The following is a 24,750-nucleotide window of genomic DNA, read 5'->3' on the forward strand; positions in this document are numbered from 1 at the left end:
AGGCTGCTGCAGCGAAATTAACACCTTCGTATACAGCAGCCCTCCTTTTCTTATTTTTTACAACTCGGATTCATCGATTACAATGCTATTCAAGTCCACGCTTCCGCCCATCGCATCCACTTCGGCAAGAATCGCTTCCGCCGACGCACATCCGATACCAAAACGGCAGGCGCCGAGCTTATACATTTTAAGCAGGGTATCCAAATCCCTGACTCCTCCAGCGACCTTAAGCTTCGCCCTGTCACCGATAGTGTCCGCGATAACCTTCACATGATGAAGTGTGGTCGGCTGTCCCACGGAGAACCCGGAACCGGTCTTCACATAATCCGCACCACCTTCAATAGATAATTCGCAGGCTTTTCTAATCTCGTCGTCCGTCAGCAGCATTACTTCCATGATAACCTTCAGCGGCACGCCCGGTGTGGCTTCGCGTACAGCCTTGATATCATTTAAGACAAGGTCATATCTCCCCGCTTTTAACCAGCCTACGTTCATAGACATGTCATTGGTGGCCGGTTCTAACGCATTGAACTGGTTTGCCAAGAATACCTTTGTCTCCGTCTTTTCCTGCCCTGTAGGAAATCCAAGGGAAGTACCGAACTTTGTCACTTCTGCGTCCTCCAAAAGCTCAACAAGCTCCTCATAGTAACACGGCCAGCAGAAACAAGTTCCACATCCATACTTCTTACAGACATCTACCATATGCTCCACATCATGGATAGTGGTATCAAGCTTTAATACACTTGGGTCCATCATGTATGCAATGTCGTCCTTGGTTAAGATTTCTTTTCTTGGTCTTTCTGTCAAAATACCTTTCATGATAATCGCCTTTCTTGTGATAAATTTATATGTACACTTCTCTTAGGTGTGAAGCTCGTTTAATTTCCCATATTTCTTCCTGCACTCCACAAATCTCTGTGTATAAGGTTTGTTGTACGCCACACATCCGACCGGCTGCTGGCGAATCATTAACTCTTCGCAATTCATGCACTGGGTACAGTATTTAATTTCATCCTCTCTGCCCTCCATCAGTTTGAGCGGAGTGAGCGGGTCTGCAAAAGACTGTCTTCCCAGTCCCACCATATCCATCATCCCCTCTTCAATACAATGTGCGCCCATTGCAAAGAGTGAGGATTTCTCCGGATCGACAGACATGAGCTTATTCTTTTTTCCTCTGAAAGGTGAAAAATGAGAACCGATTACTACCGTCTCCGGCCTCAGCGCCTTCTTCATCAAATCAGAGAAATAAATATGTAAATAAGAAAGCTCCGGCGCATCTTTGAGCGACTCCATATAATTCATAGCACTGTGCACATTTCCCAGCGATTCGATAAAATAAGTAGAGCCTCTCTCTTCGAGTCCCTTGATTAAATCCAGCGGCTCTGTCATATCCATTAATGGGGATTCCGGTCCCGCGGAGCCAAATCCGCCCGGATGTCCTTCCCACATAGACATCTTGGAGCCGATAAGGAAGTTTTTGTCATTTACCGCACGCATGATTCTCTCCTGAAGATCAAAGGCCCACTGCCTTCTCCTTTCCCATGAACCACCATATTTCCAATCCCGGTCATTAAAAGGCCGGATAATCTGAGAGCCAAGATAACCATGGCAAAGCTTCATATCGATTCCGTCCGCGCCTACTTCATGTGCAATCTGGGAGGCAACCACGAACTGGTCCATAATGTGGTCCACTTCTTCCTCTGTCAGCACATCGCCGCCGATTCCGTACATCGGCTTTACACACACCTTCCTCGAGAACTCTGACTCACTGATTTCTCCAGAATGGGTAAGCTGGAAAATAATCAGTGTATCCGGGTTTACTTCCTTCAGCCTGCGGATAAAGTTTTTCAACGGTTTCTCATTCCGGGGCATGATTTCCAACTGTGTCTTCCTTGCCCGTGATTCGTTCGTCACTGTGATTCCTTCCAAATCCACCAGACCAAAGCCGCCTTTGTAAAGATTCTCATAGCGCTCATAGGTGAGGTCTGTCGGATTCCCTTCCTCGTCCGAATCCACACACTCCATCGGCTGTGCGAAGAAACGGTTTTTACAGTCTCTAGTTCCGATTTTTATCGGGCTCAATAAAGTTTCTTTATATCCCATCTTCTTCCTCCTTAAGCTTGTGCCAGCTCTTCACCGCTGGCTAATTTCATGATACTTTCTTCACTGAAGTCCTGATACTGAAGTTCCCCTTTCATCTGGCCTTCATGCATGACTATTACACGGTCCGCCACTCCAATCACCTCTGGCATCTCCGATGAAATCATAATAATGCTGACTCCGGACTGGACTAATTTGTCCATAAGCATATAGATCTCGTATTTAGCGCCTACGTCGATTCCTCTTGTCGGCTCATCCAAAAACAGAATCCTGCACTCACTGGCCAGCCATTTTGCCAAAACCACTTTTTGCTGATTTCCACCGGAGAGGAACTTACATACCTTGTTCGTATCCGGCGCCACCACCTTCAGCTCTTTAAAATACCGCTCCACCATATCATTTTCTCTGCCGCTGCTGACGAATCCCTTTACCGACACCTTATCCAAGGCGGCCGCGGCTATATTCTCCCTGATGTCCTGATTCAGGAATAATCCCTGTGCCTTCCTGTCTTCTGTGGCGAATCCCAGACCACATTTCACAGCCTTGCTGGGATGATTGATGCTCACCTGCCGGCCTGAGATTTCCACCACTCCGTCTTTTATTTTGTCGGCGCCAAAGATGGCTCTCAGGACTTCCGTCCGCCCTGCGCCTACAAGTCCGCTGAGCGCAAGAATTTCTCCCTTTTTCAGTTGAAAGGAAATATCCCGGAACCGTTCTCCGGTCAATCCTTTGACTTCCAGCACGGTCTCCTGACTCACCATCCGGTGTCTCTCGGGGTATGTATCCTTTAAATCCCGTCCAATCATTTTACTGATCAGCCAGTCTTTGTCGATATCTGCAATGTTCTCATCCGCGACGTACTGTCCGTCTCTAAGCACAGTCACCCGGTCGCAGAGCGCAAACAGTTCTTCCAGACGATGGGATATATAAATAACCGTAATCCCATCCTCCTTCAGTTTTCTTACAATCTCGAACAAAACATCTATCTCTGTGTTCGTCAGACTGTCCGTCGGCTCATCCATGATGATGATATTGGAATTGTAAGACAGCGCTTTCGCAATATCGACCATCTGCTGCTGTGCCACGCTCAAATATTTGACCGGGGTCTTATAGTCTGAAAGCGCGCCTCTGCTTGCATAATCCAGATACTTTCGTGCAAACTCATTTTCTTCCTTTTGATTGATAATCTGACAAGTATTCTTTTCCTGCCCAAGCATGACATTCTTGATAGCATTCAGCTCCGGAACCAGACTCAGCTCCTGATAAATAATTGCCACCCCTTTGTCAATGGCATCCCGGGGGTTTTTAATCGTAACTGTCTCTCCGTTAATCTTTATCGTGCCTTGATCCGGCTTGTATACTCCTGAAAGCACTTTCATTAGCGTGGATTTACCGGCGCCGTTCTCCCCGATCAATGCATGGATTTCGCCCTTCTTTACACGGAGACTGACATCATCAAGTGCAGTCACTTTAGAAAACGTCTTTGTAACTCCCAACATTTCCAATGCATATTCACTCATAGTTTCTCCTTTCCGGTCCCTGCTAATCATTCTTCCTCTGAATCAGCACGGCAATCAGGATGATTCCCCCCTTGATTACGCCCTGAAGGTTGGGGTCTGCCCCCACCAGATTCAGAATATTGTTCATGATTGCCATAATCAGAACGCCGGCAAGAGTCCCTGCAAGGCTTCCGATACCGCCTCCCATGGAGGTGCCGCCGATTACCGCCGCCGCTAAGGCGTCCATATCGTAGCCGGTGCTTCCGTTCGGTTCTCCGACTCTTACACGCGCCATCAACATAACGCCTGCAAGTGCCGCAGTAAATCCACAGAGTACATATGCCATGACTTTATTAATCTTTACTTTGATGCCGGTGAGTCTTGCGGCCTCCGCATTGCTTCCAATCGCGTATATATGGCGCCCGTACACCGTTTTATGTAATATCACCATAAATATAGCCATCATCACCGCATACAGCAGGACTGCGTAGGGAACTCCCCCGATAGATTTCGAGCCAAAATTGGCCCAGAACTCCGTCACCTTCCCGCCCGGAGCGCCTTTTGTATAAATCATAGTGATGCCTTTCACCACCATGTTGACACCTAAGGTAATGATAAACGGCTCCAGATTTCTTGTGACAATCAGGATTCCATTCACCAGTCCAATCAGACATCCAATCAACAGTACGATAAGGATAGGCCCTATCATGATTCCCTGTTTGCCGTCCGCTATCCTTGCCTCCATCATATCTGCCAGCACGCAGGCACAGATTGCCATGATACTGGTCACCGAAAGATCGATTCCGCCGACTAAAAGAACAACCGTCATACCGATACTGACAACACCTACGATAGAAGCCTGCCGCAGAATGTTCGCTACATTTGTGTAGGTCGGAAATATTTGCGGAGAAGCAATGGCCGAAATAATAAAAATTACTACCAATGCTATATACGGTCCACTGACCGGATTGTTCAATATCCTTTTAATTCCACTTGTTTTACTCGCTTCTTTGCCCACCACGTACTCCTCCAATCCGTCTTCTCAATGGTTTTATTCGTATAGAACTGTTCGTTCTTTTGCTTCTGGGCTTACCAGTACTTTTATCAGCTTCGGATTTTTTTTGATTTCATGCAGCGTTTCTTCCAGTTCTTCCAGCGGAACAATCATGGAAATAAGAGGCATCGGGTCGACACGGTCATATTTGAGAAGGGTAAGCGCGTCACCCCAGTCATATCCTATGCCGGCACAGCTCCCGCTGATTTTCTTTTCGCTGGTCACAAATTCTACCGGAGGCAGACTGGCATAATCATCTTCGGCACAAATACCAAAAGCTTCTACTTTTCCGCCTTTTCTTACCATTTTAAATGCCTGTTCATAAGTCTTGGAGCTTCCTACCGCCTCCAGAACAAAGTCAGCTCCGACACCGTTCGTAAGACGCATCACCTCTTCCACCGGATCTGTCTCTCTTACATTAATCGTGTAATCCGCAACTACTTCTTTTGCCATTTTCAGCCGGTCCGCATTGGCGTCGACCACAATCACCGGAGCCGCTCCCCGCAGCTTTGCAAGCTGTGCATGCATAATGCCCAGACCTGCTCCGATAACGACCACGCTGCGCCCGATTGTGCAGTCCATCTTGTGGGACGCGTTGAGGCAAGCCGTAAGCGGTTCTACAAAAGCAGCTTTTTCATCGGACACCTCATCCGGCACTACATAGATATTCTTCCACGGCACTTTGACATATTCCGCGAACCCGCCGTCCAGATGGATGCCGATCTGCTTGAATTCTGTACATAGAAGAGGTTCGCCGATACGGCAGTGATAACATGTTCCACATGGTTTGCAGATGTCATACGTGACACGGTCTCCTACTTTCAGTCCCTGTGCGCTCTTTCCTACTTCCTCGATGACGCCATACACTTCATGCCCGGTTGTCAGGGGAATACATGCCACCTCGTCGGCATATTTGCCGATGTAAGATCCCCAGTCAGAACCGCAGATACCACAATATTTCACTTTCACCAGCACCTCATCATCGTTGATTTCCGGTACCGGTACTTCTTTTAATTCAAAATGGTTTGGCTCGGTAAGAACCTGTGCTCTCATTGTCCTCATCTTTATTTCCTCCTAATCTATTTTGTAAATAATTTATCGGAACGACCTTCATAAGGTGCGTCAATCATCAGCGGTCTCAAGAAATCAATGGTCTTCTTTACACCGTCCGCACGGCTCATGATTACGTCTTCATGTTCATAGTTAAAGACTCCATTATATCCGGTAATGAACAGCTCGCTGATGAGCCGTTTCCAATCTACGTCGCCCCAGCCCGGTATACGGAAGCGGAACGAACGGTCCAGCCTCCCCCAGCCGTCCTGCATATACATATTGAGGCCGCCCTTGCCTAGATTATGCCTTACAATTTCGCAGTCTTTCGCATGAACGGTAACGATTCTTCCCCGAAGTTCGTCGACGAACTGGTTTACATCCACACCAGAGAAAAGGATATTCGCCGGATCCAGATTGATACAAAAACTTTCATGATGATCCACCACCTCAAGGAGCCGGAGAGCCGACTGGGTATCATACACGATATTGTTAGGATGCGGCTCAAAGGCTACCTTGACACCGTATTCTTTATACTTATCAAATACATAACCCCATTTTTCCGCAAACTGCTCTTCCTCATATTTCCATCCGTTCGGCTCCGGCCAGTCATTGATATGGCCGTAATTTTCCATTCCCGAGAATGCTACGACAGAAGGTACTTCCAATTCCGCTGCCAGCTGTGCTGAACGAATCATACTTTCCTGAGCGAATTTAATCTTCTCTTCCTTAGTACCGGGACAGATACTATCCATCCCGGCGCTGTAAGGCCCCATGACCAATGGTGAATCAGCATGATTGCTCAGAGCGGAAATAAATAAGCCATGGTCTTCTATCATTTTTTTCATCTTTTTTGCTTGATTTCCCTTTAAGAGCTTCGGTACATCTACCTGTCCATTGTCTGTATATGCCGGCAGTTCCACCGCGTCATAACCGTTATCCGCAGCTATTTTACATACTTCCTCCAAAGGTTTCTCCGAATAATTCACTACACAAAAACCAATCTTCACTTTTTACTCCTCCTAAGCTTTCTTAAATATTGAGCTTGTAAATATGTATTAATAAGTCCAATCGAAGTCGTCGCCGTCCTCAATGACATATTCATCTACATTGTCCTTTGTAACTACAATCGGATCCTTTGCAATATCCTTTTCTTCCGGATCTTTTCCCTCTAATGTCTCAATGGCAAGATGAAGTGCTTCCACAGATGCCGCACATGGAAATTGGGTGAACCCTACACAGGAACCGTCTTTTACCATTTTAGCGATACCGTTGATGCCATCCGCGTTTACAACAAAGATTCCTTCGCCGTCTCTGCCCGCTTCTTTGATGGCGTCCATAGCGGCAAGTGTGACGCCGCCGTCCTGAGAAATGACGCCGTCAATCTCTCCCTCGCCATATTTGCTCAGGAAATCTTCCATACATGCCTTTCCTTTAGACGCTTCAAAGTCAGTGTACTGTCTGTCGATAATCTTGATGTCAGGATATTTGGAAAATACTTTTTCCTGACCGGCTTTCTGTCCGTTGTCGGTACCTGAGCCGGCGATAGAATCCAGTGCAATTATATTTCCTTTCGGCTCGCCGTACTTCTCGGTAAGTGCATCCACAAGAAGCTGTGCACAGGCTTCGCCGTTGTTCTCGTCGGTCCATCCTACATAATGGGTATACTTATCTGTCGTTGCCGTTCTGTCGAAAAGGATAACCGGGATTCCGGAATCATAGGCCGCTTCGATTCCCGGATTGACTGCGTCCTCCACACAAGGCGTAATGAGGATGGCGTCCAAATCCTGCTGGAGCATCGCTTCGATATTGCTGTTCATCGTGTTCGCGTCATCGTGAGCATCTGTCTCAATAATCTCCACACCGAGTTTCTCGGCCTCTTCCATCAACATGTCACGCATCTTCACACGCCAGCTGTTCGATACAGAAGCATTCGCAAAACCTATTTTATATTTGCCGTCGTCCTTTTTCTCTTCTGTTTTGCCTGCGGTCTCTTTGCTTTCTTCTTCCTTACCCCAGCATCCTCCAAGTGCAAGGGCTCCCACCATAACGCCTGCCATCAGTGCAGCTAAAACTCTTTTCTTTTTCATAACTTGACCTTCTTTCTTTTTTATTATTTACCTTTCGTGCACGAGCTCGTCTAACTATTCACAATATATCACATTTATTTTTATTTGTCATTATATTTTTTTATTTATTTTTATATATTTTTATTTTATTTTGTTTTACAAGTCTTCATATTGGTTATTTTGTCGAATAGCTCGCATATTTTCTAATATACTCCGCTTTCTGATTGTGCATTTTACACAATACCACGTTTTTTTATTTCTTTTCATTTTCTTTTATTATTAGTGTTTTTTATTGATATTCACCATTTTATGTGATATGATGAACGCATAATATTAGTTTTTCCAAAAGGATGAAATCATGTTTAAAATAGAACGAATCAGACGAATTAAAGAGATTTTAAAAGACTGTGGGCAGATAGATGTCTCTTCTTTGAGCACCCTTCTCAATGTTTCCGATGCCACCATACGAAATGATTTGGAGGAATTGGAGCAGGAGGGTTTTCTCACGCGTTTTCACGGAGGGGCAACCATCAATCCCCCTGAATCAAAGGAACATTCTGCCGGCACTTCTTGGGATAACATGGTTGAATATGATAAGAACAAGGAGGATATCGGTGTAATCGCTTCCAAGCTCATCCGGGAACGGGAATGGATTTTTCTGGGCCCCGGTACCACCACGTATTATATTGCGAAAGCCTTGCGTGAACGCAGCAATATCAATATCCTCACCAACAATTTTGGAGTGGCGGGCGTTTTAAGAGATGTGCCTAACATAAAAGTATTATTTCTCGGCGGCCAGATGGAGCATCAGGGAAATTATACGATTCCTGATGATTTGAACAAGGAGCTTCACAATATTTATCTTGACAAAGCATTCTTCTCTATAGACGGTTTGGACTTACATGCCGGATATACGCTGTCGGACACGGCGGTCTATGACATTATTCTTACAGTTATGGAGCGTTCACGCGAAACTATCATGGCGGTGGACTGCTCTAAATTTGACCAGAGAGCTTTTATGAAGGTGGGAGATATTGACCTTGTTAATACAGTGATTACCAATGTGAATATTCCCGATGTCTATAAGCGGTATTTCATAGAGCACGGCATCCGTGCCTACACCAGTTTTGATTTAAAACCCATTACTTTTTAATTATGAAAACAGCGGGTAAACATTAAATGGAAGAATTTACGATTGAGACGAAAAATCTAACTAAAATTTCGGATCGGAAGCTAGTCGATAATATCAATTTCACGGCGTATTCCGGGGAGATTCACGCCATCATAGGCAGCAATGGCGAGGGGAAAACCGTCTTTGCAAAGCTTTTAGCAGGTGTGCGGCAAAAAACGTCCGGCAGTATTCTGATCAACGGCAGTGACGTTCAGATTCATGATATTGTTTCCGCTCAGAATCTGGGCATTTACATGATACAGCAGGAGCAGGTGTTATTTCCTGCGCTTACCGTCCGGGACAATATCATCTCCGGAAACGAGCGCAAAGTGGGCAGTTCGCGTATCTGGGCGCCCTCCAAGAAAAAAGCAGATCAAATCTGCAGGCAGTATCTAAGCAAATTTGGGCTGGACTTGGATTTGGATGCCCCGGTCTCCTCCCTGAGCGCCATGGAAAAGCGGATTGTACAGCTTGTCCGGGCTCTGCTCGGCAGGCCTAGAGTTTTGATTCTGGATGAGTTGTCTTCCTCCCTCACTTCCCAGGAAATTGAGATAACCTTTCGATTTCTTGAAGAATTAAAGCGGGAACAAGTAGCAATTATCATCATCACCCATAATTATTCTGTACTTCTGCGCTACTGTGACCGTGTGTCTATCATCAATGACGGGACAATCATCGGCTCCTACAGCCGGGAGGAATTTTCTAATCCTGATTTTAGAGAGCATATAGATAAGCTGAAGATGAATTTTACATATCCCTCGCTGCGGCTGACCCCCGGCGAAGAGCTGGTCAAGATCGACCATATATCCGGAGGCATGCTGAAGGATGTTCATTTTTCCCTCCGGGAAGGGGAAATCATTGGACTTGCAGGGCTGGTTTCTTCAGGGCGCACGTCGCTTGTCAAGGCAATCATGGGTGATTTAAAGCTGACTTCCGGCGCCGTCACATTTCCCGGCAGCAAGGAGCGGCCCTTTATCAATATCATCAGCGAAGTGGATGCCGATATGGCACTTTTTAACTGCCAGTCGATTCCATTCAACATCACGGCCTCCAATTTTAAACGTATAACTAGGCATGGATTTACCTCCAATAAGAAAATGAACCTATACGGCAGGCATTATCTGGATAAACTTTGTTTCCGGAATGTCAAACCGGACACAAGGGTGGCGCATTTAAGCACGGGAAATAAGCAGAAGCTGATTATCGCGCGCTCTCTGTTCAATCATTCAAATATATACATATACAACGAGCCCACTAAGAACCTGGATGCCACGAGCAGACTGGAACTTTACAATATTCTAAATGCTTTAATTTTAGAAGGAGCAACTGTTCTTTTGATTTCCTCGGATTTCTCGGAGTTAATCGGTATGTGCAGCCGCATTATTCTGTTGAAAGACGGTCGTCAAATCGGGAACTATTCAACAAACTACCTTTCTGTCGAAGCTCTGTCTAAAGAATTAGAATAGCGAGGGACAAACTTATGAATAAAAATAAATTAATCGCCTATGATTTGGGCACGGGAGGTATCAAAGCCTCTCTTTTTGACGTGGATGGAAACTCACTGGCGGAGGTGTTTCAGCAGTACGATACCTTTTTCCCCGACAAACGTCAGGTGGAACAGCGGCCTTTTGATTGGTGGCACGGTGTATGTGACGCCACCAGCTTATTATTAGAAAAAAGCGGCTGCAATGCCGGGGAGATTGCCTGTGCCGCGTTGTCGGGGCATAGTCTTGTGGCAGTTCCTTTGGACGCAAACGGGGCTCTTCTTCAAGAGCAAGTACCTATCTGGTGTGACATGCGGGCCGAGGATCAGATTGCTTCTTTTTTTGATAATCTTCCTTATGAAACTTGGTATGAGACTACCGGCAATGGAGATCCGGCCGAATGTTATACGATATTGAAACTAATGTGGATGCGGGAGCACGAACCGGATGTTTTTAAAAAGATTTATAAAATAGTAGGCTCGAAAGACTTTATCAATTATAAATTTACAGGAGTTATCTGCACCGATCCCTCCTATGCGTCTGGATTTGGCGTATTTAATTTATTAAATTGGGATTATGAAGAGCGATTCTTTAAGGCGGCTGGCATCGACAGGGATATTTTCCCGGACATTCATCCATCTGATATGGTGATTGGCCATGTAACGGCAGCCGCCTCTCTAGAATGCGGCCTGTGCGAGGGTACCCCTGTTGCTTGTGGCGCGGTGGACAACACCTGTATGTCTCTGGGGGCCAGAGGACTTGCGGAGGATGTTGCCTATACGTCTCTTGGCTCCTCCAGCTGGATTGCGGTCACCTCCCGGAAGCCCATCTTAGACCTCTCGACAAGGCCCTTTGTGTTCGCCCATGCCCGTAAAGGATACTACACTTCGGCGGTGTCTATTTTCTCCGCGGGTAATTCTTTCCGCTGGGTCCGGGACAATCTTCTCAAGGATTATGGCGGCGGCACAGATACCTATGAGGTCATGAACCGCATGGCCGAATCCGTCCCGCCCGGAAGCAACGGCGTACTCTTTAACCCTACGCTTGCCGGTGGAAGCGCGCAGGAAGCAAGCCCTAATTTAAAAGGTAGTTTTATGGGGCTCACCCTCGGCAGCACCCGGGAAGATTTGGTCCGCGCCTCCATGGAAGGCGTTGCCATGGCACTCCGGAAGACTTTGGATATACTTCAGAGCCAAGTAGAGCTGAAAGGAGACATGCTTCTCTGCGGCGGCTGCAGTAAGAGTGCTGTCTGGCGAAGGATTTTTGCAGACATCTATAACATGCCCGTCCTCAAGACAAACATCGACCAAGACGCCGCCTCACTGGGCGCTGCCGCCTTGGCAGCAAATTCCGTGGGACTATGGGATGGATATGATAAAATTCTAGAGATACACAAGACCGAGGACTACCTGATCCCCGACAAAGAAACTAACGCATATTACGAAAAATTATTGGATATTTATGGAGATTGGAGCACCACGTTGGCAGATTTGAGTGATAGAATGAGCAATCTCACCTATAAGACCTTATAAATTGTCAGAATATTCTCAGAATTGTAGAAGGGGACAGGTCCCAACGCGTTGGGACCTGTCCCCTTTGAACTAATCTACTGTATTGATTCGAGCGATAGCTCTTTTGAGCGCCGCCTCGGCACGTACCATATCCACTCCTTCTTTCTTTGCAAGAAGTCTGTCCTCGGCACGTTTCTTTGCAGCATGTGCTCTGGCGACGTCGATATCGCCGGGCCATTCTGCGTTTTCTGCCAGCACGGTCACTTTATCTTTTAAAATCTCTACAAATCCGCCTAAAATAGCGGCTTTTTTCTCCTCGCCGTCACTGTGAATCTTCATCACACAGGGCTCCAGAATCGTAGTCAGCGGAATATGCTTTGCATACACCCCCAGCTCTCCTTCTGTACTGACAAATTCAAGGAATTCGCAGTCTCCCTCGTAGAAGGAACGCTCCGGAGAAATAATATTAAGTTTAAACTTTTCTGCCATAGGCCGCCCCTCCTATTTCACACGGGCAAGCACGTCGTCGATATTACCTGCATTCAGGAAATGTCCTTCCGGAACTTCATCATGCTTTCCTTCGATAATCTCCTTGAAGCCCTGAATCGTCTCGCTAATCGGAACATAACGTCCCTCCAGACCGGTAAACTGAGTCGCTACGTGGAACGGCTGAGAGAGGAATCTCTGTACCTTTCTCGCACGGGAAACGACAAGCTTGTCGTCCTCGGAAAGCTCATCCATACCAAGAATCGCAATAATATCCTGCAGTTCTTTATATTTCTGAAGAATCTCCTGCACCCCGCGGGCCACGTTATAATGCTCTTCGCCCACAATGTGCGGGTCCAGAATACGGGATGTAGACTCCAGCGGGTCTACAGCCGGGTAAATACCGAGCTCTGTAATCGCACGGGAAAGTACGGTAGTCGCATCCAGATGGGCGAATGTGGTCGCCGGAGCCGGGTCAGTCAAGTCATCGGCCGGCACGTATACAGCCTGTACGGATGTGATAGAACCGTTCTTTGTAGAAGTAATACGCTCCTGAAGAGCACCCATCTCCGTCTGCAGCGTAGGCTGGTAACCTACCGCGGAAGGCATACGTCCAAGAAGTGCGGACACCTCAGAACCTGCCTGTGTAAAACGGAAAATGTTATCGATGAAAAGCAGCACGTCCTTACCGCCCTTGTCACGGAAATATTCCGCAAGCGTAAGGCCTGTAAGACCAACTCTCATACGGGCCCCAGGCGGCTCGTTCATCTGTCCGAACACCATGGCCGTCTTTTTGATAACCCCTGAATCAGTCATCTCATAATAAAGGTCATTTCCCTCACGGGTACGCTCCCCAACACCGGTGAATACAGAATATCCGCCGTGCTCGGTAGCGATATTGGTGATAAGCTCCTGAATAAGTACGGTCTTACCTACACCGGCGCCTCCGAAAAGACCAATCTTACCACCTTTCTGGTACGGGCAGAGAAGGTCAACGACTTTGATACCCGTCTCCAGCATTTCTGTTTCTGTTGCCTGCTCGTCAAAACTCGGCGCTTTTCTATGAATCGGCGCATACTCAACATCAGTGGGCGCGTCCTTTTCATCAATCGGCTCTCCGAGTACATTGAAAATACGGCCAAGCGTAGCCTCGCCTACCGGAACCCTGATCGGTGAACCGGTCGCAACGGCATCCATGCCGCGAACCAGACCATCCGTCGGCCCCATGGCGATACATCTGACTGTATCATCACCCAGATGCTGCGCAACCTCCACCACAAGTCTCTCTCCGTTCTTGCGGGTAATCTCAACAGCGTCGTTGATTTCCGGCAAATGTCCTTCCGAGAACTTGAGGTCAAGCACGGCACCGATAATCTGGGTGATTTTCCCTATATTCTTATCTGCCATTTTTTCCTCCTTGTTTTCAGGAAAATGAGGAACACTATCCCAGCGCTTCCGCACCGGCAATAATCTCCGTCAGCTCCTGAGTAATAGCACTCTGACGTGCTCTGTTATATTTCAATTCCAAATCATCTATCATTTCTTCCGCGTTGCTTGTCGCAGAATCCATCGCCTGCATACGGGCGCCGTTCTCACTTGCAACCGCCTCCACGAAAGCGCCGTACAGTATACTGCTCATATACTTCGGAACAAGAAGCGTAATCGCCTCTTCTTCATCCGGTTCAAAATTCATAGGAGTAATCCTATCCAGAGCGTCCGCCCCTTCCTCCTGAACCGCCTCTTCTTCCGACGCTTCCACAGGAAGCATCTTCATCAAAGTAGGTATATGGCTGACTGTATTTTTAAAGAAAGTATAGGCAAGGTAAATCTCACCGATTTCACCCTTTTCGAAATCTTCCAAGAGTCTGGCCGCAATGACCCTAGCGTCATCGTATACAGGCTCCTCGATAACCTCAGAATAATCGGCAACCACCTCATATCCCCTGTGTCTCAGAAGATCCATTCCCTTTTCACCGACCGCATAAATGCGGACGTCTTCTTTCTTCAAATCACTGCCAGTAATCAGCTTTACAATATTTGAATTGTATCCTCCCGCCAGTCCCCTGTTGGAAGTAACCACGACGACAGCCTTTTTCTTGGAGTCATTAGACTTCAGATACGGGTGCTCGATGTTCCCCGCTTTGGAGAGCATAGACGTCATCGTCTTGTACATACAATCAAAATAAGGCTTTGAATCCTCGGCCCGGCCTCTTGCTTTCTGCAGTTTAACGGTAGAAACAAGCTTCATGGCTTTTGTAATCTGCTGCGTACTCTGAACACTAATACGGCGGCGCTTGATATCTCTCATAGATGCCATGATCTGTCACCTCTTCCTAGAATTCTTCTTTGTATTCGCTGATTGCCTTTATTAACGCAGCTTCGTTTTCCTCTGTCAACACTTTCTCCGTCTTGATAGATTCCGGAATCTCCGGATATTTCGTCTTGATAAATTCAAACAATCCCTTTTCAAAACGCAGAATATCTGCCACCGGAATATCAAGAATCATCTTCTTGACAGCTGCATAGATAATAATTATCTGGAACTCAACCGGCATCGGCTGATACTGCGGCTGCTTCAGAATCTCCTTGACACGCTCGCCCTGTGCAAGACGCTCTGTTGTCTCTGCGTCAAGCTCTGAACCGAACTGCGCGAAAGCAGCAAGCTCACGGTACTGTGCAAGGTCGATACGGATTGTACCCGCAATCTTCTTCATCGCCTTAATCTGTGCGGAACCACCAACACGGGATACAGAAAGACCCGCATTGATAGCCGGACGGAAACCGGCGTTGAACATCTCTGTCTCCAGATAAATCTGGCCGTCCGTAATAGAAATTACGTTGGTCGGAATATATGCGGAAACGTCGCCCGCCTGTGTCTCGATAATTGGCAGTGCGGTCAACGAACCGCCGCCCAGCTTGTCGGACAGACGTGCTGCTCTCTCCAGTAGTCTGGAATGAAGATAGAATACGTCACCAGGATAAGCTTCACGCCCTGGCGGACGTCTCAGGAGCAGGGAAAGTGTACGGTATGCCGTGGCATGCTTGGACAAATCGTCATAGATTATAAGGACGTCGTCCCCGTTCTCCATCCATTCCTCTCCCATCGCACATCCCGCATAAGGAGCGATGTACTGTAACGGCGCCAGCTCACTTGCGGAGGAAGCGACAACAGTCGTGTAATCCATAGCGCCGTACTCTTCAAATGTCTTAACAATGGTCGCCACGGTAGATGCCTTCTGTCCGATGGCAACATAGATACATTTCACACCCTGTCCCTTTTGGTTGATAATCGTATCCACCGCAATAGCCGTCTTACCGGTCTGTCTGTCACCGATGATAAGCTCACGCTGTCCACGGCCGATCGGAATCATGGAGTCAATCGCCTTGATACCGGTCTGGAGGGGTGTATCTACTGATTTACGGGAGATAACTCCCGGTGCAACTCTTTCTATCTGACGGTATCTGTCCGTCTGAATCGGGCCCTTGCCGTCAATCGGCTGTCCCAGCGCATTTACAACACGTCCCAGCATGCAGTCTCCGACCGGTACCTCTACCACTCGTCCGGTCGTCTTTACTGTATCTCCTTCATTGATATTCTTATGATCTCCCAGAAGTACAGCACCAACGTTGTCTTCCTCTAAGTTCATGACCATTCCATATACTTCTGAAGGGAATTCCAGCAATTCACCCTGCATTGCATTTTCAAGGCCGTGGATACGCGCGATTCCGTCTGCTACCTGAATAACTGTTCCTACATCAGACACATTTAGCTCAGACGCATATCTTTGAATCTGCTCTTTAATAACAGAACTTATCTCTTCTGGTCTTAAATTCATGGAGCGAATCCACCTTCTTTCTTCAATATTTTTAGACCTGAATACTTCTCAGGCTCTTGGATAATTCGTACAGCTTTGTTCTGATGCTGGAATCCACTACCCTGTCTCCGATGCGGATAACCATACCGCCGATGAGCGCCGCGTCTACCGCATAATTCATCTCAAAGCTCTCGTAGTGCGTCGTTTCCAGAAGCCTTCTCCGAATCTCTTCTCTTTGACTTTCATTCAGCTCGATTGCCGTAGTGACAAATGCGATGCCGATTTTCTTTTCTTCCTTTACAAGTCCGATAAAATACTCGAACACGGAAATTATTTCCCCGTAACGCCCTTTTGATATCATCAGCTGCATAAGGGCAATGATTTCATCCGAAATCCTTCCCTTAAATGTAGTCTCTATGATGGTCTCCTTCTCCTCACGCATGACCTTAGGATTTACCATAAGATTCTGAAATTCCTGATTCGTCTCCAGAATCTCCTTGAGCGCTTTCACTTCCTCGAAAAGCTCATCCATACGTCCGGCTTCACAGGCAGCTTCAAACAAGGCGTCACCGTAAGTTTTTGAAACTAACTTAGCCATGTCTGCTCACCCATTTCTTTTAATGTCTCATCAATCAGACTTTCCTGAATGTTGGTATCAATAGAGGCTGCTACAACTTTGCCCGCCATCATGGAAGCTATGGCAATCATTTCCTGCTTCATATCGTCGAGGGCGCGCTTTTTCTCCAGCTCGATCTCCGCGCTTGCGCGCTCGGCAATACGCGCCGCTTCTTCCTTTGCCTCCGCAATGATCTGCGCTTCGCTTTTCTTCGCTTTCTTGCGGGCTTCACTTAAGATAGCTTCTGCTTCTTTATCTATTTCTTTTAATTTCTGCTCGTATTCTTCTTTGTATACGGTGGCCTCTTCTTTTTCCTTCTTCGCCGTCTCCTGATCGTCAGCGACACGCTGTCTTCTCTTTTCAAGCACTTTTCTTACCGGCTCGAACAACAGATAGGACAACAATGTGAACATGACGAACATGCTGACTGCCATTACAACAGCATCGAAAAGAAGCTGCGCATCCAAATTAAATAAACGCTCCAAGGCTTAGCCTCCTTTCTCTTATTTTATTAAGGCAAGTCCTGACTTCTACAGCTTTCCGAGAAGCGGGTTTGCGAATAAGAGAATCAGAGCGATAACCAAACTGTAGAGACCTGTTGTCTCGGCTACGGCCTGACCTAAAAGCATGGTAGATGTAACATCAGATTTAGCTCCCGGGTTTCTTCCTACTGCAGATGCGCCGTGGCCTGCCGCGATACCCTGACCAATACCAGGACCAATACCTGCGATCATCGCAAGTCCTGCTCCGATTGCTGAACACGCTAAAATCAATGCTTCATTTGTGATATTTCCCATAATCAAAATCCTCCTGTTTTACACTTTTTATTAAATTAAATTTTATGCCTTCTTCAAAGGCTTTTCTGGTATTTTATTATTGATAAATACCATCGTTAACATACAGAACACATACGCCTGAATACAACCTGAGAACAGGTCGAAGTATATGTGCAGTACGCCCGGCCAGGCTATTGCTACTTTGTACAAAAGACCATAGAGCAATCCCATAATAACCGTACCGGACAAAACATTACCAAACAAACGCAGTGACAGTGAGAACGGCACCGCAATCTCTCCAATCAGGTTAATCGGAAACAAGAATGGCAACGGTTTGAACAGTTCTGTAAATGCTCCCAACTTATTGTAGCGTATGTTGTTGAACTGGATCAGCGTAAATGTGATAAGTCCAAGCGGCAGTGTCACGCCATAGTCGGCAGTCGGCGGCCTAAGCCCCAAAAGGCCCGACAGGTTCGCTACAATGAGGAACAAGAACAAGGACCCGATGTAATTCTGAAAACGTGTCGCGTTGCCCTGCATGCTTCCATATACCATATTGTCAAGCATCTCGACCATATACTCCGCAGCGTTTTGCAGTCCTCCGGGTTTCCCCTCTGTGTCTCTAAGCTTAGAACGGACAACCAGCGCAAATATCAGCAGTAGTGCACACACTATCAAAATACTGACATGGGTGGTGGTTAGCCATAGTTCTTGTCCAAACAGATGGAACTTAACGAGACCGTGGATTTGAAAATCCGGTTCTTTCGCCGCCAGTATCCCTAAGCTGTTTCCCACACTCTTTACCTCCTTTTCTAAGATTTTTTAAACTTCAGAAAAAGTTTATGCATAGCCGGCTGTAAATAAGCCGAAATCTTTAGCCCCATCACACCGAAGAATAACGTCAGCACATTGGCGATATGCAGTCCGGCCGCCGCCACAAACACCACTACTACCGTGATGTATCTGACTGCGTAGCTTTTTTGCATGTACTTCTGCGCTCCCGCTTCTCCGCGGTCCAAAGCCTCATCTAAAGAATTTTTCATATGGACCGCCATCCCGACTCCGGCAGCCACTCCGAGCCACAGCCCGGCTGCCATCCTTATGCGGTCCCCCGGTATTAACAGGCAGACAACCTGCAGAATGATTCCATAAAGAACCATAACTGCTATCATTTCCCTTAAAACCGTATTATCTGTCTTTCCCATTGTTTCTATCCTTCCTTACAATCAAAAGCTCCTACTTTTCTTTTTTCTTGTCTTCAGGGTCCTCATTGGCATGCCGTACCAAATAATAAGCATTGCGCATCCCCGCCAGCACGCCGATGATCACTAATGGGACAAACACCGGAAATGAAACCTTTTTTTCCAGCCATGAACCAAAAAAAGTGCATAATAAAACAGGAACCAGTATACTGATGCCCAGCTGCGAAATCAATGCAAAAGTGCGAAATACACTTCCCTTATACTTCATATGCTAATTCCTCGTTTCTTGAACTTTTTCTAAAATATATTATATAGGTTTTTAGTCATCGTGTCCACAGTATTTATATATGATTGTATCTATTTTTATACAATTTTCTATAAATGTATGTATAGATTCCCTTCAAAAGTGTATAAACAAGGGATATATTTACCTTGTTTCACCCACTTTTTGCAGATAGGCATACAGTCTAAATATATTTGCCTCATTCTCGATTTTCAGGCAGCCGTTGTATTTCTCCACAATATCCTTCACAGAGCAAAGCCCAATCCCCCCGCCATCTTTGCGGGATTTGATACCTTTCCCACCGCTGTGGACAATTCCATCGAAGCTGTTCTCACACAAAAGTATTATCCTATTTTTTTCATTCAAGACCCGTAGATTAATAAAGGGCTCCCTGTCCGTAACCCGCTCGCACGCTTCCATCGCATTCTCCAGCAGATTTCCGAACAAAACCGTAAGTTCTGACACGGAAACATAACAATCGCCAAACACAGCCGTCCCTAAGGACATCTTGATTTTCTTGTCCTTTGCCTGCCTCTGGTAATATTGGAACAACATATTGAGGGAAGGTATGTCGCATACTGCCGCCTGCTCCTCAATCAAATACTTCTCCTTATAATCCGAAAGATACTTGTCCAGCCCTTCCAAGTCCTTGTGCTCCACCAATCCCATAATCGTAATAATATGCTGCCTCCAGTCATGTCTTCCCTTCGCGTCGGCGGCCGCCTTCTCTTGAAGACTGTTATACTGCGCCTCCCACAACTCTAGACGTCCCTCTGCTTCCAGAAGCTTCTCCCGCTCCTCTGCCGCGTCAAAATTGTCATTAATTGATTTAATCGCGGCATAATAAGTGATAAGCGCAAACACATTCAGAAGCAGCAGCGGCACAAACATGTCCTTTCTGATTCCTGCATCGTTTTTTAATACAGTATTGTAAATAACCTCAATTATGACATAGAACAGAAGGGGAAGCCAGTAAAGATATTTTGTCTGTGCCAAGACAATGTCCTTATCCACGATTCTTTTGTAGTATTTACCCAGAGTAAAGTACACCAGCCAAAAATTCACGCTTCCATAAACAGCCGTCCAAAATAGGAAATCCCCATTTTCATATGCAAAAAGCACTGGAAGAACATGAAAGTCCAGCGTAGCCTGCGCCAAAAGAAGGGCGCTGATTTGTACATTCAACAATAGAAAGAGCACAAACAAAAGAAAAATGATTTTTTTATCTGTAACGGATTTGTAGAAAAGAAATGTCAGTGGAAACAGCAGCAGCATCCCTATGATTCTCATATTCTGCCATGGAGACAATTCTGTAAGAAAAAGACATACAGCACTGATAAGAGCCGCCATATAAACAGCCGCTCTCACCCAAAAGCCCCTCCTGCCCACCTTTAAATGCTCTTCCAGCACCCGGTATGCAAAAATAGCGCTGTACCCGATAAAGATGATAAGTTGAAAAATATGCCATAAAATATTAATATTCATATGTGGTTTTACTCTCTTTTTTCAAAATGCTGATAGTCCTTGGGGTTCGACCAATCCCCTCCCCAGTTAAACCCATGCTCCTTAAATATCCGGCAGCAGACATCGTCTTCCGTGATGACATGCCGTACCCCCTGCCGCCACTCCACGAACTCCGCCGAATACGCCGGATAACCGCAAGGAATTCCGTCTGCATACGCTACGCAGGGATTCTGCAGTGGATTGATATCTACGGCGCAGCCATAAGCGTGCCTTGACAACTTCTCCTTCCCCGCAATCACGCGGTAGCAGAAAGCGGAGGAATTGTTAGCCTGTATGGAAGCTTCGTCCGAAGAGTTCCCGTCCCCCGTCCAGTAATCATCGATCAGACGCATCGACTGTATTTCATATTCCGCGAGAAACAATTCTTGAAATATGGTGCACAGTTCTTCCGCCAGTCCGGCACTTACAATCAGCTCGCCCACCTGTATTTCATGTTCAAAATTATAATGCAGCACTTTTAAGTAACGAAGGTTCGAAAGTTCTGTCTCCCCGCCCTCTTGGTAGGATTTCCCTCTGATTCGCTGAAATACTGCCTCTGTAATTTCACGGGAAATAAAACAGCGCTCCAGCCCTTCACGGTCAATCGCACTTTTCGCAATGACAGTGCCAGCCTTTTCATCTATTATATGCGGCGTCTGCGCCTTCACTTCCCCCAAAACCTCTCTGTTCGTATGTGCCTGCTTCACAGTCTCCCCTCCATCATTCATCCTGTCCCCTATGATTTCCAAGTTCCTTGCCGCCACATTTACCACAGCGGCCAGACAGCACACGAGCAGTATATTTACTGTCTTTTCTCTCACACAGCCCCTCCGACGCTCCTCTCCTTATATGTTATTCTACACTCCCCCCGCACATAACAAAAAAGGATTGACGAAACGGTTTTATTCCCATTCCAGACGATGGAGATGTCCCTCCTCATTCATGCCTGCGAACCCGTTCTGGCGCAGCGCCTCATACAGCACAATCGCCACAGAATTGCCCAGATTCAGCGAGCGTATGTCCCCCACCATCGGGATGCGCACCGTGTCCTCTTTATGGTGGCAGAGTATTTCCTCCGGAATACCTGCACTCTCCTTGCCGAACATGATATAACAGTCCGGCTCATATTGAGCTTCTGTATATAAATTCGGAGATTTTGTCGTCGCCATATAGATTTTCGCCCCGGGGTTCTTGTCCATAAAATCCTGATAATCGATGTACGTGGTGACGTCTAAATCCTCCCAATAGTCCATTCCGGCCCGTTTCAGCGCCTTCTCGTTCAGGCGGAAACCAAGGGGCTCTATCAAATGGAGCCGCGTATTGGTGGCCACGCATGTTCTCCCGATATTTCCTGTATTAGCCGGGATCTCCGGCTCAAAAAGTACAATATTCAACATTTGAAATTCCTCCCTAAAATACCTGCCGGCTTCCCGGCAGGTATCTTGACTTCTATTTTTGTTCTGCTCTCAAACGGTCTATAAAGTGTCCAAGCCGTCCAATCGCTTCTTTTAAATCCTCCAAAGAATAAGCATAGGAAATACGGAGAAAACCTTCCCCGCACTCCCCAAATGCCGTGCCGGGAACAACCGCAACCTTCTCTTCTGCCAGAAATCTCGTCGCAAATTCTTCGGAGGTCATACCAAACTCCTTAATACATGGGAATATATAAAAAGCGCCATAAGGCTCAAAGCACTCCAGCTGCATCCGTTTCAGCTCATGCATCAGGAATCTTCTCCTCTGATTATAAGCCTCCCTCATCTTCTGCACCTCGTCGTCGCAGTTGCGCAGCCCTTCGATAGCCGCGTACTGGCTGTTGGTAGGCGCACACATGATCGCGTACTGATGAACCTTTGTCATCTGCTCAATAATCGCTCTCGGCCCACACGCATATCCAAGCCTCCAGCCAGTCATGGCGAACCCTTTTGAAAATCCATTGATCAAAATCGTGCGCTCCTGCATCCCGGGGAAACTTGCGATGGACACATGGTCCCCCATGTAGCTAAGCTCCGAATAAATCTCATCGGACACCACAAAAATATCATGTTTGAGTACCACGTCTACGATTGGCTTTAAATCCTCTGCTGTCATGATCGCCCCGGTAGGATTGTTGGGGAACGGCATCACAAGAATCTTTGTCTTCGGTGTGATAGCGGCCTCCAGTTCCTCCGCCGTCAGTTTGAACTCATTCTCATGCTTCAGCGGAATGACCACCGGCACCCCGTCCGCCAGAATCGCGCAGGGTAAGTAGGATACATAACTCGGCTGGGGGATGAGCACCTCGTCCCCTGGGTCCAGCATGGCACGGAAAGCCAAGTCGATTGCCTCGCTGCCTCCCACCGTCACCAGCACATCCTGCTGGTCATACGAAACATTTACTTTTCTCTTTATATATTTTGTTATCTCAATCTTCAATTCTTTCAATCCTGCATTGGATGTGTAGAATGTCCGGCCTCTTTCTAAGGAGTAGATTCCCTCCTCCCGGATTCTCCAGGGAGTGTCAAAATCCGGCTCCCCTACGCCCAGTGATATGGCGTCTGTCATCTCGTTGACAATATCAAAAAACTTACGGATACCGGATGGCTCCAATGCTACTACTTTTTCAGATAATGGATTTCTCATTAGGGCGTCACCAGCATCCTTTCCGACTTCTTCTGCGGAACCATGATTGTTCCGTGGTCTTTATATTTTTTCAGTATAAAATGAGTGGCCGTGGACATGATAGCCTCCACAGGCGCCAGCTTTTCTGACACGAATTGAGAGACTCCTTTCAATGTCCAGCCCTCCAGAATCACCATCAGGTCATATCCGCCGGAAATCAGGTACACGGCCGTCACTTCCGGGAAATTGTAAATCCGCTCCGCAATGCGGTCGAACCCTTGATCCCGCTGCGGGGTCACACGCACTTCGATAAGCGCCGTTATCATCTCGGAGCCGGCTCTGTCCCAGTCGATCAATGTATGATAACCGCAGATGATCTTTTCCTTTTCCATCTCTGCGATCTCATTGGCGACCATCACCTCGTCCGTGCCCAGCATGATAGCGAGTTCCTGCAAATCTGCTTTGCTGTTGCGCTCAATATAATTTAAAATAGTCCTTCTCATTTCCTTGTTCATTTCTGATTTTGTTTCCATCATTACATACCTCCGAATACTAAATCTTTGTCAGTTCGTCCGGCATATCTCTGTCCAGAAAGCGCCGTTCTTCACCGTTCACAATAATTCGTTCTTTTCCTTTATGGGTATGTCCAAGCACTGCTGCCTGCATCCCTTCCCGTGTAAGCGCATCTGCCAGCTCTTCCCCATTCGGCGTGACCACTAAGACACTTCCTGCCCCGGCCAGCTGATAGGGATTAAGGTGAAAATATTCACACACCTCGATTGTCTCCTGCTTCACAGACATCTTCTTCAAATCTACAGAAAGACCGATTCCGGCTCCTTCCGCAAGCTCCCATAGAGCCCCCAAGATGCCTCCGTCCGTAATCTGGTGCATGGCAGATACGCCTACGGCATCAGCAGCTTCTATTTCCCTGAGGGAAAATAAAGCTTCTTTATAACCTTCTATTCGATTCATAAACGCAGGGATAAATCTCTGCGTAAGTTCCTTCTCTTTCTTAGCTTTTATCCGCAGCGTACCTTCCAGTCCAATCCATTTTAGGAGTACGATGTCCTCATCCGGCTTTGCCATATTACTGCGTCGAAGCGCACCGGGCAAAAAAATACCCATGGCCGTCAGGTGCACGACCGCTTCAGTGAGAGCCGGAACTGTCTCCGCACCGGCACAGAGAATCGAAATCCCCTGTGCCCTTCCGGCGGCAGCCCCCGCCTCGAGCATCTCCTTAAGCCTAGCTTCCCGGGCAGACTCCGGAAGCAGTATATGAACCGCCGCTCCCTTCATCCTCGCGCCTCGGGCCGCCAGCTCATTGGCCGCCCTTGCGATGGCAAACACACACAAATCCTGTTCATTTCCATACAAGGTCACATTACAGGACAATACCTGCTCTTCCCCTTCTGTCCGGATTCCAAAGCATTTTTCTTCTCTGGACGGTGGAAACAGCGCCGTATGCTCGTCGATATGCAGTTGTTTTAAAACAGAGCGTCTGTATACGGTCTGTGACACTTTACCAGATTTCAT

Annotated in this window: 26 protein-coding genes; 3 read left to right on the forward strand and 23 right to left on the reverse strand. The window is 47.0% G+C overall.

What is annotated here, in order from left to right:
- Positions 1 to 57: 57 nt before the first annotated feature.
- Genes deoC through BN6465_RS08425 form a run of 7 tightly spaced genes read right to left on the reverse strand, consistent with a single transcriptional unit; the run spans position 58 to position 7,793 of the window.
- A complete protein-coding gene (deoC, locus tag BN6465_RS08395; RefSeq protein ID WP_082891626.1) occupies positions 58 to 819 on the reverse strand; it encodes a deoxyribose-phosphate aldolase in 762 nt (253 codons plus the stop codon).
- A gap of 42 nt (positions 820 to 861) precedes the next feature.
- Positions 862 to 2,103: an oxidoreductase gene (locus BN6465_RS08400; protein ID WP_066733394.1), complete on the reverse strand. Its 1,242-nt coding sequence runs from the start codon at positions 2,101 to 2,103 to the stop codon at positions 862 to 864.
- Between the two features lie 11 nt (positions 2,104 to 2,114).
- Positions 2,115 to 3,620 (reverse strand): sugar ABC transporter ATP-binding protein, encoded by a 1,506-nt coding sequence (locus BN6465_RS08405; protein ID WP_066735168.1) that lies wholly within the window; start codon positions 3,618 to 3,620, stop codon positions 2,115 to 2,117.
- A 22-nt stretch (positions 3,621 to 3,642) separates the two neighbouring features.
- Complete coding sequence (locus tag BN6465_RS08410) at positions 3,643 to 4,617, reverse strand: ABC transporter permease (RefSeq protein ID WP_066733395.1); 975 nt, start codon at positions 4,615 to 4,617, stop codon at positions 3,643 to 3,645.
- Between the two features lie 33 nt (positions 4,618 to 4,650).
- The gene (locus BN6465_RS08415) at positions 4,651 to 5,715 is read right to left on the reverse strand and encodes a zinc-dependent alcohol dehydrogenase (RefSeq protein ID WP_066733400.1); all 1,065 of its coding nucleotides are present in this window, start codon (positions 5,713 to 5,715) and stop codon (positions 4,651 to 4,653) included.
- Positions 5,716 to 5,732: 17 nt separating this feature from the next.
- On the reverse strand, positions 5,733 to 6,713 hold the full coding sequence (locus tag BN6465_RS08420; RefSeq protein WP_066733401.1) for a sugar phosphate isomerase/epimerase family protein: 981 nt from the start codon (positions 6,711 to 6,713) through the stop codon (positions 5,733 to 5,735).
- 48 nt (positions 6,714 to 6,761) lie between these two features.
- Positions 6,762 to 7,793 (reverse strand): substrate-binding domain-containing protein, encoded by a 1,032-nt coding sequence (locus BN6465_RS08425; RefSeq protein WP_066733402.1) that lies wholly within the window; start codon positions 7,791 to 7,793, stop codon positions 6,762 to 6,764.
- A 337-nt stretch (positions 7,794 to 8,130) separates the two neighbouring features.
- Here BN6465_RS08425 and BN6465_RS08430 point away from each other — a divergent pair, with 337 nt between their 5' ends.
- The 3 genes from BN6465_RS08430 to BN6465_RS08440 are packed head-to-tail and all read left to right on the forward strand — an operon-like array spanning position 8,131 to position 11,959.
- Complete coding sequence (locus tag BN6465_RS08430) at positions 8,131 to 8,925, forward strand: DeoR/GlpR family DNA-binding transcription regulator (protein ID WP_066733403.1); 795 nt, start codon at positions 8,131 to 8,133, stop codon at positions 8,923 to 8,925.
- 26 nt (positions 8,926 to 8,951) lie between these two features.
- Positions 8,952 to 10,409, forward strand: a complete 1,458-nt coding sequence (locus BN6465_RS08435) for an ATP-binding cassette domain-containing protein (protein ID WP_066733404.1) — start codon at positions 8,952 to 8,954, stop codon at positions 10,407 to 10,409.
- A 14-nt stretch (positions 10,410 to 10,423) separates the two neighbouring features.
- Complete coding sequence (locus tag BN6465_RS08440) at positions 10,424 to 11,959, forward strand: xylulokinase (RefSeq protein WP_066733410.1); 1,536 nt, start codon at positions 10,424 to 10,426, stop codon at positions 11,957 to 11,959.
- A 69-nt stretch (positions 11,960 to 12,028) separates the two neighbouring features.
- Here the strand turns inward: BN6465_RS08440 and atpC are convergent, their stop codons facing one another.
- The 16 genes from atpC to BN6465_RS08520 all read right to left on the reverse strand — a co-directional run bounded on the left by atpC (position 12,029) and on the right by BN6465_RS08520 (position 24,750).
- Positions 12,029 to 12,427, reverse strand: a complete 399-nt coding sequence (gene atpC / locus BN6465_RS08445) for an ATP synthase F1 subunit epsilon (RefSeq protein WP_066733412.1) — start codon at positions 12,425 to 12,427, stop codon at positions 12,029 to 12,031.
- Positions 12,428 to 12,439: 12 nt separating this feature from the next.
- Complete coding sequence (gene atpD / locus BN6465_RS08450) at positions 12,440 to 13,831, reverse strand: F0F1 ATP synthase subunit beta (RefSeq protein WP_066733413.1); 1,392 nt, start codon at positions 13,829 to 13,831, stop codon at positions 12,440 to 12,442.
- Between the two features lie 34 nt (positions 13,832 to 13,865).
- A complete protein-coding gene (atpG, locus tag BN6465_RS08455; RefSeq protein WP_066733415.1) occupies positions 13,866 to 14,741 on the reverse strand; it encodes an ATP synthase F1 subunit gamma in 876 nt (291 codons plus the stop codon).
- 16 nt (positions 14,742 to 14,757) lie between these two features.
- Positions 14,758 to 16,260: a F0F1 ATP synthase subunit alpha gene (atpA, locus tag BN6465_RS08460; RefSeq protein WP_066733417.1), complete on the reverse strand. Its 1,503-nt coding sequence runs from the start codon at positions 16,258 to 16,260 to the stop codon at positions 14,758 to 14,760.
- Positions 16,261 to 16,291: 31 nt separating this feature from the next.
- Complete coding sequence (atpH, locus tag BN6465_RS08465; protein ID WP_066733419.1) at positions 16,292 to 16,837, reverse strand: ATP synthase F1 subunit delta; 546 nt, start codon at positions 16,835 to 16,837, stop codon at positions 16,292 to 16,294.
- On the reverse strand, positions 16,825 to 17,340 hold the full coding sequence (gene atpF / locus BN6465_RS08470) for a F0F1 ATP synthase subunit B (protein ID WP_066733421.1): 516 nt from the start codon (positions 17,338 to 17,340) through the stop codon (positions 16,825 to 16,827). Before atpF ends, atpH begins: the two co-directional genes overlap by 13 nt.
- A 45-nt stretch (positions 17,341 to 17,385) precedes the next feature.
- Positions 17,386 to 17,652, reverse strand: a complete 267-nt coding sequence (gene atpE, locus BN6465_RS08475) for an ATP synthase F0 subunit C (protein WP_066733423.1) — start codon at positions 17,650 to 17,652, stop codon at positions 17,386 to 17,388.
- A 42-nt stretch (positions 17,653 to 17,694) separates the two neighbouring features.
- Positions 17,695 to 18,426: a F0F1 ATP synthase subunit A gene (atpB, locus tag BN6465_RS08480; protein ID WP_066733425.1), complete on the reverse strand. Its 732-nt coding sequence runs from the start codon at positions 18,424 to 18,426 to the stop codon at positions 17,695 to 17,697.
- 17 nt (positions 18,427 to 18,443) lie between these two features.
- Positions 18,444 to 18,836: an ATP synthase subunit I gene (locus BN6465_RS08485; protein WP_066733427.1), complete on the reverse strand. Its 393-nt coding sequence runs from the start codon at positions 18,834 to 18,836 to the stop codon at positions 18,444 to 18,446.
- Between the two features lie 31 nt (positions 18,837 to 18,867).
- A complete protein-coding gene (locus BN6465_RS08490; RefSeq protein ID WP_066733428.1) occupies positions 18,868 to 19,101 on the reverse strand; it encodes an AtpZ/AtpI family protein in 234 nt (77 codons plus the stop codon).
- A 159-nt stretch (positions 19,102 to 19,260) separates the two neighbouring features.
- Positions 19,261 to 20,601 (reverse strand): sensor histidine kinase, encoded by a 1,341-nt coding sequence (locus BN6465_RS08495; protein ID WP_066733430.1) that lies wholly within the window; start codon positions 20,599 to 20,601, stop codon positions 19,261 to 19,263.
- An 8-nt stretch (positions 20,602 to 20,609) separates the two neighbouring features.
- Positions 20,610 to 21,440, reverse strand: coding sequence for a M15 family metallopeptidase (locus BN6465_RS08500; protein WP_066733435.1), 831 nt, complete (start codon positions 21,438 to 21,440; stop codon positions 20,610 to 20,612).
- Between the two features lie 81 nt (positions 21,441 to 21,521).
- Positions 21,522 to 22,016: a tRNA (cytidine(34)-2'-O)-methyltransferase gene (locus tag BN6465_RS08505; protein WP_066733437.1), complete on the reverse strand. Its 495-nt coding sequence runs from the start codon at positions 22,014 to 22,016 to the stop codon at positions 21,522 to 21,524.
- Positions 22,017 to 22,068: 52 nt separating this feature from the next.
- The gene (locus BN6465_RS08510; protein ID WP_066733439.1) at positions 22,069 to 23,238 is read right to left on the reverse strand and encodes a pyridoxal phosphate-dependent aminotransferase; all 1,170 of its coding nucleotides are present in this window, start codon (positions 23,236 to 23,238) and stop codon (positions 22,069 to 22,071) included.
- Complete coding sequence (locus tag BN6465_RS08515; RefSeq protein ID WP_082891683.1) at positions 23,238 to 23,720, reverse strand: Lrp/AsnC family transcriptional regulator; 483 nt, start codon at positions 23,718 to 23,720, stop codon at positions 23,238 to 23,240. Before BN6465_RS08515 ends, BN6465_RS08510 begins: the two co-directional genes overlap by 1 nt.
- A gap of 49 nt (positions 23,721 to 23,769) precedes the next feature.
- Complete coding sequence (locus BN6465_RS08520; protein ID WP_066733441.1) at positions 23,770 to 24,750, reverse strand: AIR synthase-related protein; 981 nt, start codon at positions 24,748 to 24,750, stop codon at positions 23,770 to 23,772.

Origin of the sequence: Bariatricus massiliensis, from assembly GCF_900086725.1 — a bacterium.
Classification (GTDB): domain Bacteria; phylum Bacillota; class Clostridia; order Lachnospirales; family Lachnospiraceae; genus Allocoprococcus; species Allocoprococcus massiliensis.

Excerpts from the sequence above, each read along its gene's own strand:
- atpE (WP_066733423.1), bottom strand. The coding sequence starts at position 17,652 with ATGGGAAATATCACAAATGAAGCATTGATTTTAGCGTGTTCAGCAATC.
- atpD (WP_066733413.1), bottom strand. The coding sequence starts at position 13,831 with ATGGCAGATAAGAATATAGGGAAAATCACCCAGATTATCGGTGCCGTG.
- BN6465_RS08485 (WP_066733427.1), bottom strand. The coding sequence starts at position 18,836 with ATGGGAAAGACAGATAATACGGTTTTAAGGGAAATGATAGCAGTTATG.
- BN6465_RS08505 (WP_066733437.1), bottom strand. The coding sequence starts at position 22,016 with ATGTTGAATATTGTACTTTTTGAGCCGGAGATCCCGGCTAATACAGGA.
- atpG (WP_066733415.1), bottom strand. The coding sequence starts at position 14,741 with ATGGCATCTATGAGAGATATCAAGCGCCGCCGTATTAGTGTTCAGAGT.
- BN6465_RS08435 (WP_066733404.1), top strand. The coding sequence starts at position 8,952 with ATGGAAGAATTTACGATTGAGACGAAAAATCTAACTAAAATTTCGGAT.
- atpH (WP_066733419.1), bottom strand. The coding sequence starts at position 16,837 with ATGGCTAAGTTAGTTTCAAAAACTTACGGTGACGCCTTGTTTGAAGCT.
- atpA (WP_066733417.1), bottom strand. The coding sequence starts at position 16,260 with ATGAATTTAAGACCAGAAGAGATAAGTTCTGTTATTAAAGAGCAGATT.
- BN6465_RS08415 (WP_066733400.1), bottom strand. The coding sequence starts at position 5,715 with ATGAGGACAATGAGAGCACAGGTTCTTACCGAGCCAAACCATTTTGAA.
- deoC (WP_082891626.1), bottom strand. The coding sequence starts at position 819 with ATGAAAGGTATTTTGACAGAAAGACCAAGAAAAGAAATCTTAACCAAG.
- BN6465_RS08490 (WP_066733428.1), bottom strand. The coding sequence starts at position 19,101 with ATGAAGTATAAGGGAAGTGTATTTCGCACTTTTGCATTGATTTCGCAG.
- atpC (WP_066733412.1), bottom strand. The coding sequence starts at position 12,427 with ATGGCAGAAAAGTTTAAACTTAATATTATTTCTCCGGAGCGTTCCTTC.
- BN6465_RS08515 (WP_082891683.1), bottom strand. The coding sequence starts at position 23,720 with ATGAGAAGGACTATTTTAAATTATATTGAGCGCAACAGCAAAGCAGAT.
- BN6465_RS08520 (WP_066733441.1), bottom strand. The coding sequence starts at position 24,750 with ATGAAATCTGGTAAAGTGTCACAGACCGTATACAGACGCTCTGTTTTA.
- BN6465_RS08495 (WP_066733430.1), bottom strand. The coding sequence starts at position 20,601 with ATGAATATTAATATTTTATGGCATATTTTTCAACTTATCATCTTTATC.
- BN6465_RS08425 (WP_066733402.1), bottom strand. The coding sequence starts at position 7,793 with ATGAAAAAGAAAAGAGTTTTAGCTGCACTGATGGCAGGCGTTATGGTG.
- BN6465_RS08400 (WP_066733394.1), bottom strand. The coding sequence starts at position 2,103 with ATGGGATATAAAGAAACTTTATTGAGCCCGATAAAAATCGGAACTAGA.
- BN6465_RS08440 (WP_066733410.1), top strand. The coding sequence starts at position 10,424 with ATGAATAAAAATAAATTAATCGCCTATGATTTGGGCACGGGAGGTATC.
- BN6465_RS08430 (WP_066733403.1), top strand. The coding sequence starts at position 8,131 with ATGTTTAAAATAGAACGAATCAGACGAATTAAAGAGATTTTAAAAGAC.
- BN6465_RS08405 (WP_066735168.1), bottom strand. The coding sequence starts at position 3,620 with ATGAGTGAATATGCATTGGAAATGTTGGGAGTTACAAAGACGTTTTCT.
- BN6465_RS08510 (WP_066733439.1), bottom strand. The coding sequence starts at position 23,238 with ATGAGAAATCCATTATCTGAAAAAGTAGTAGCATTGGAGCCATCCGGT.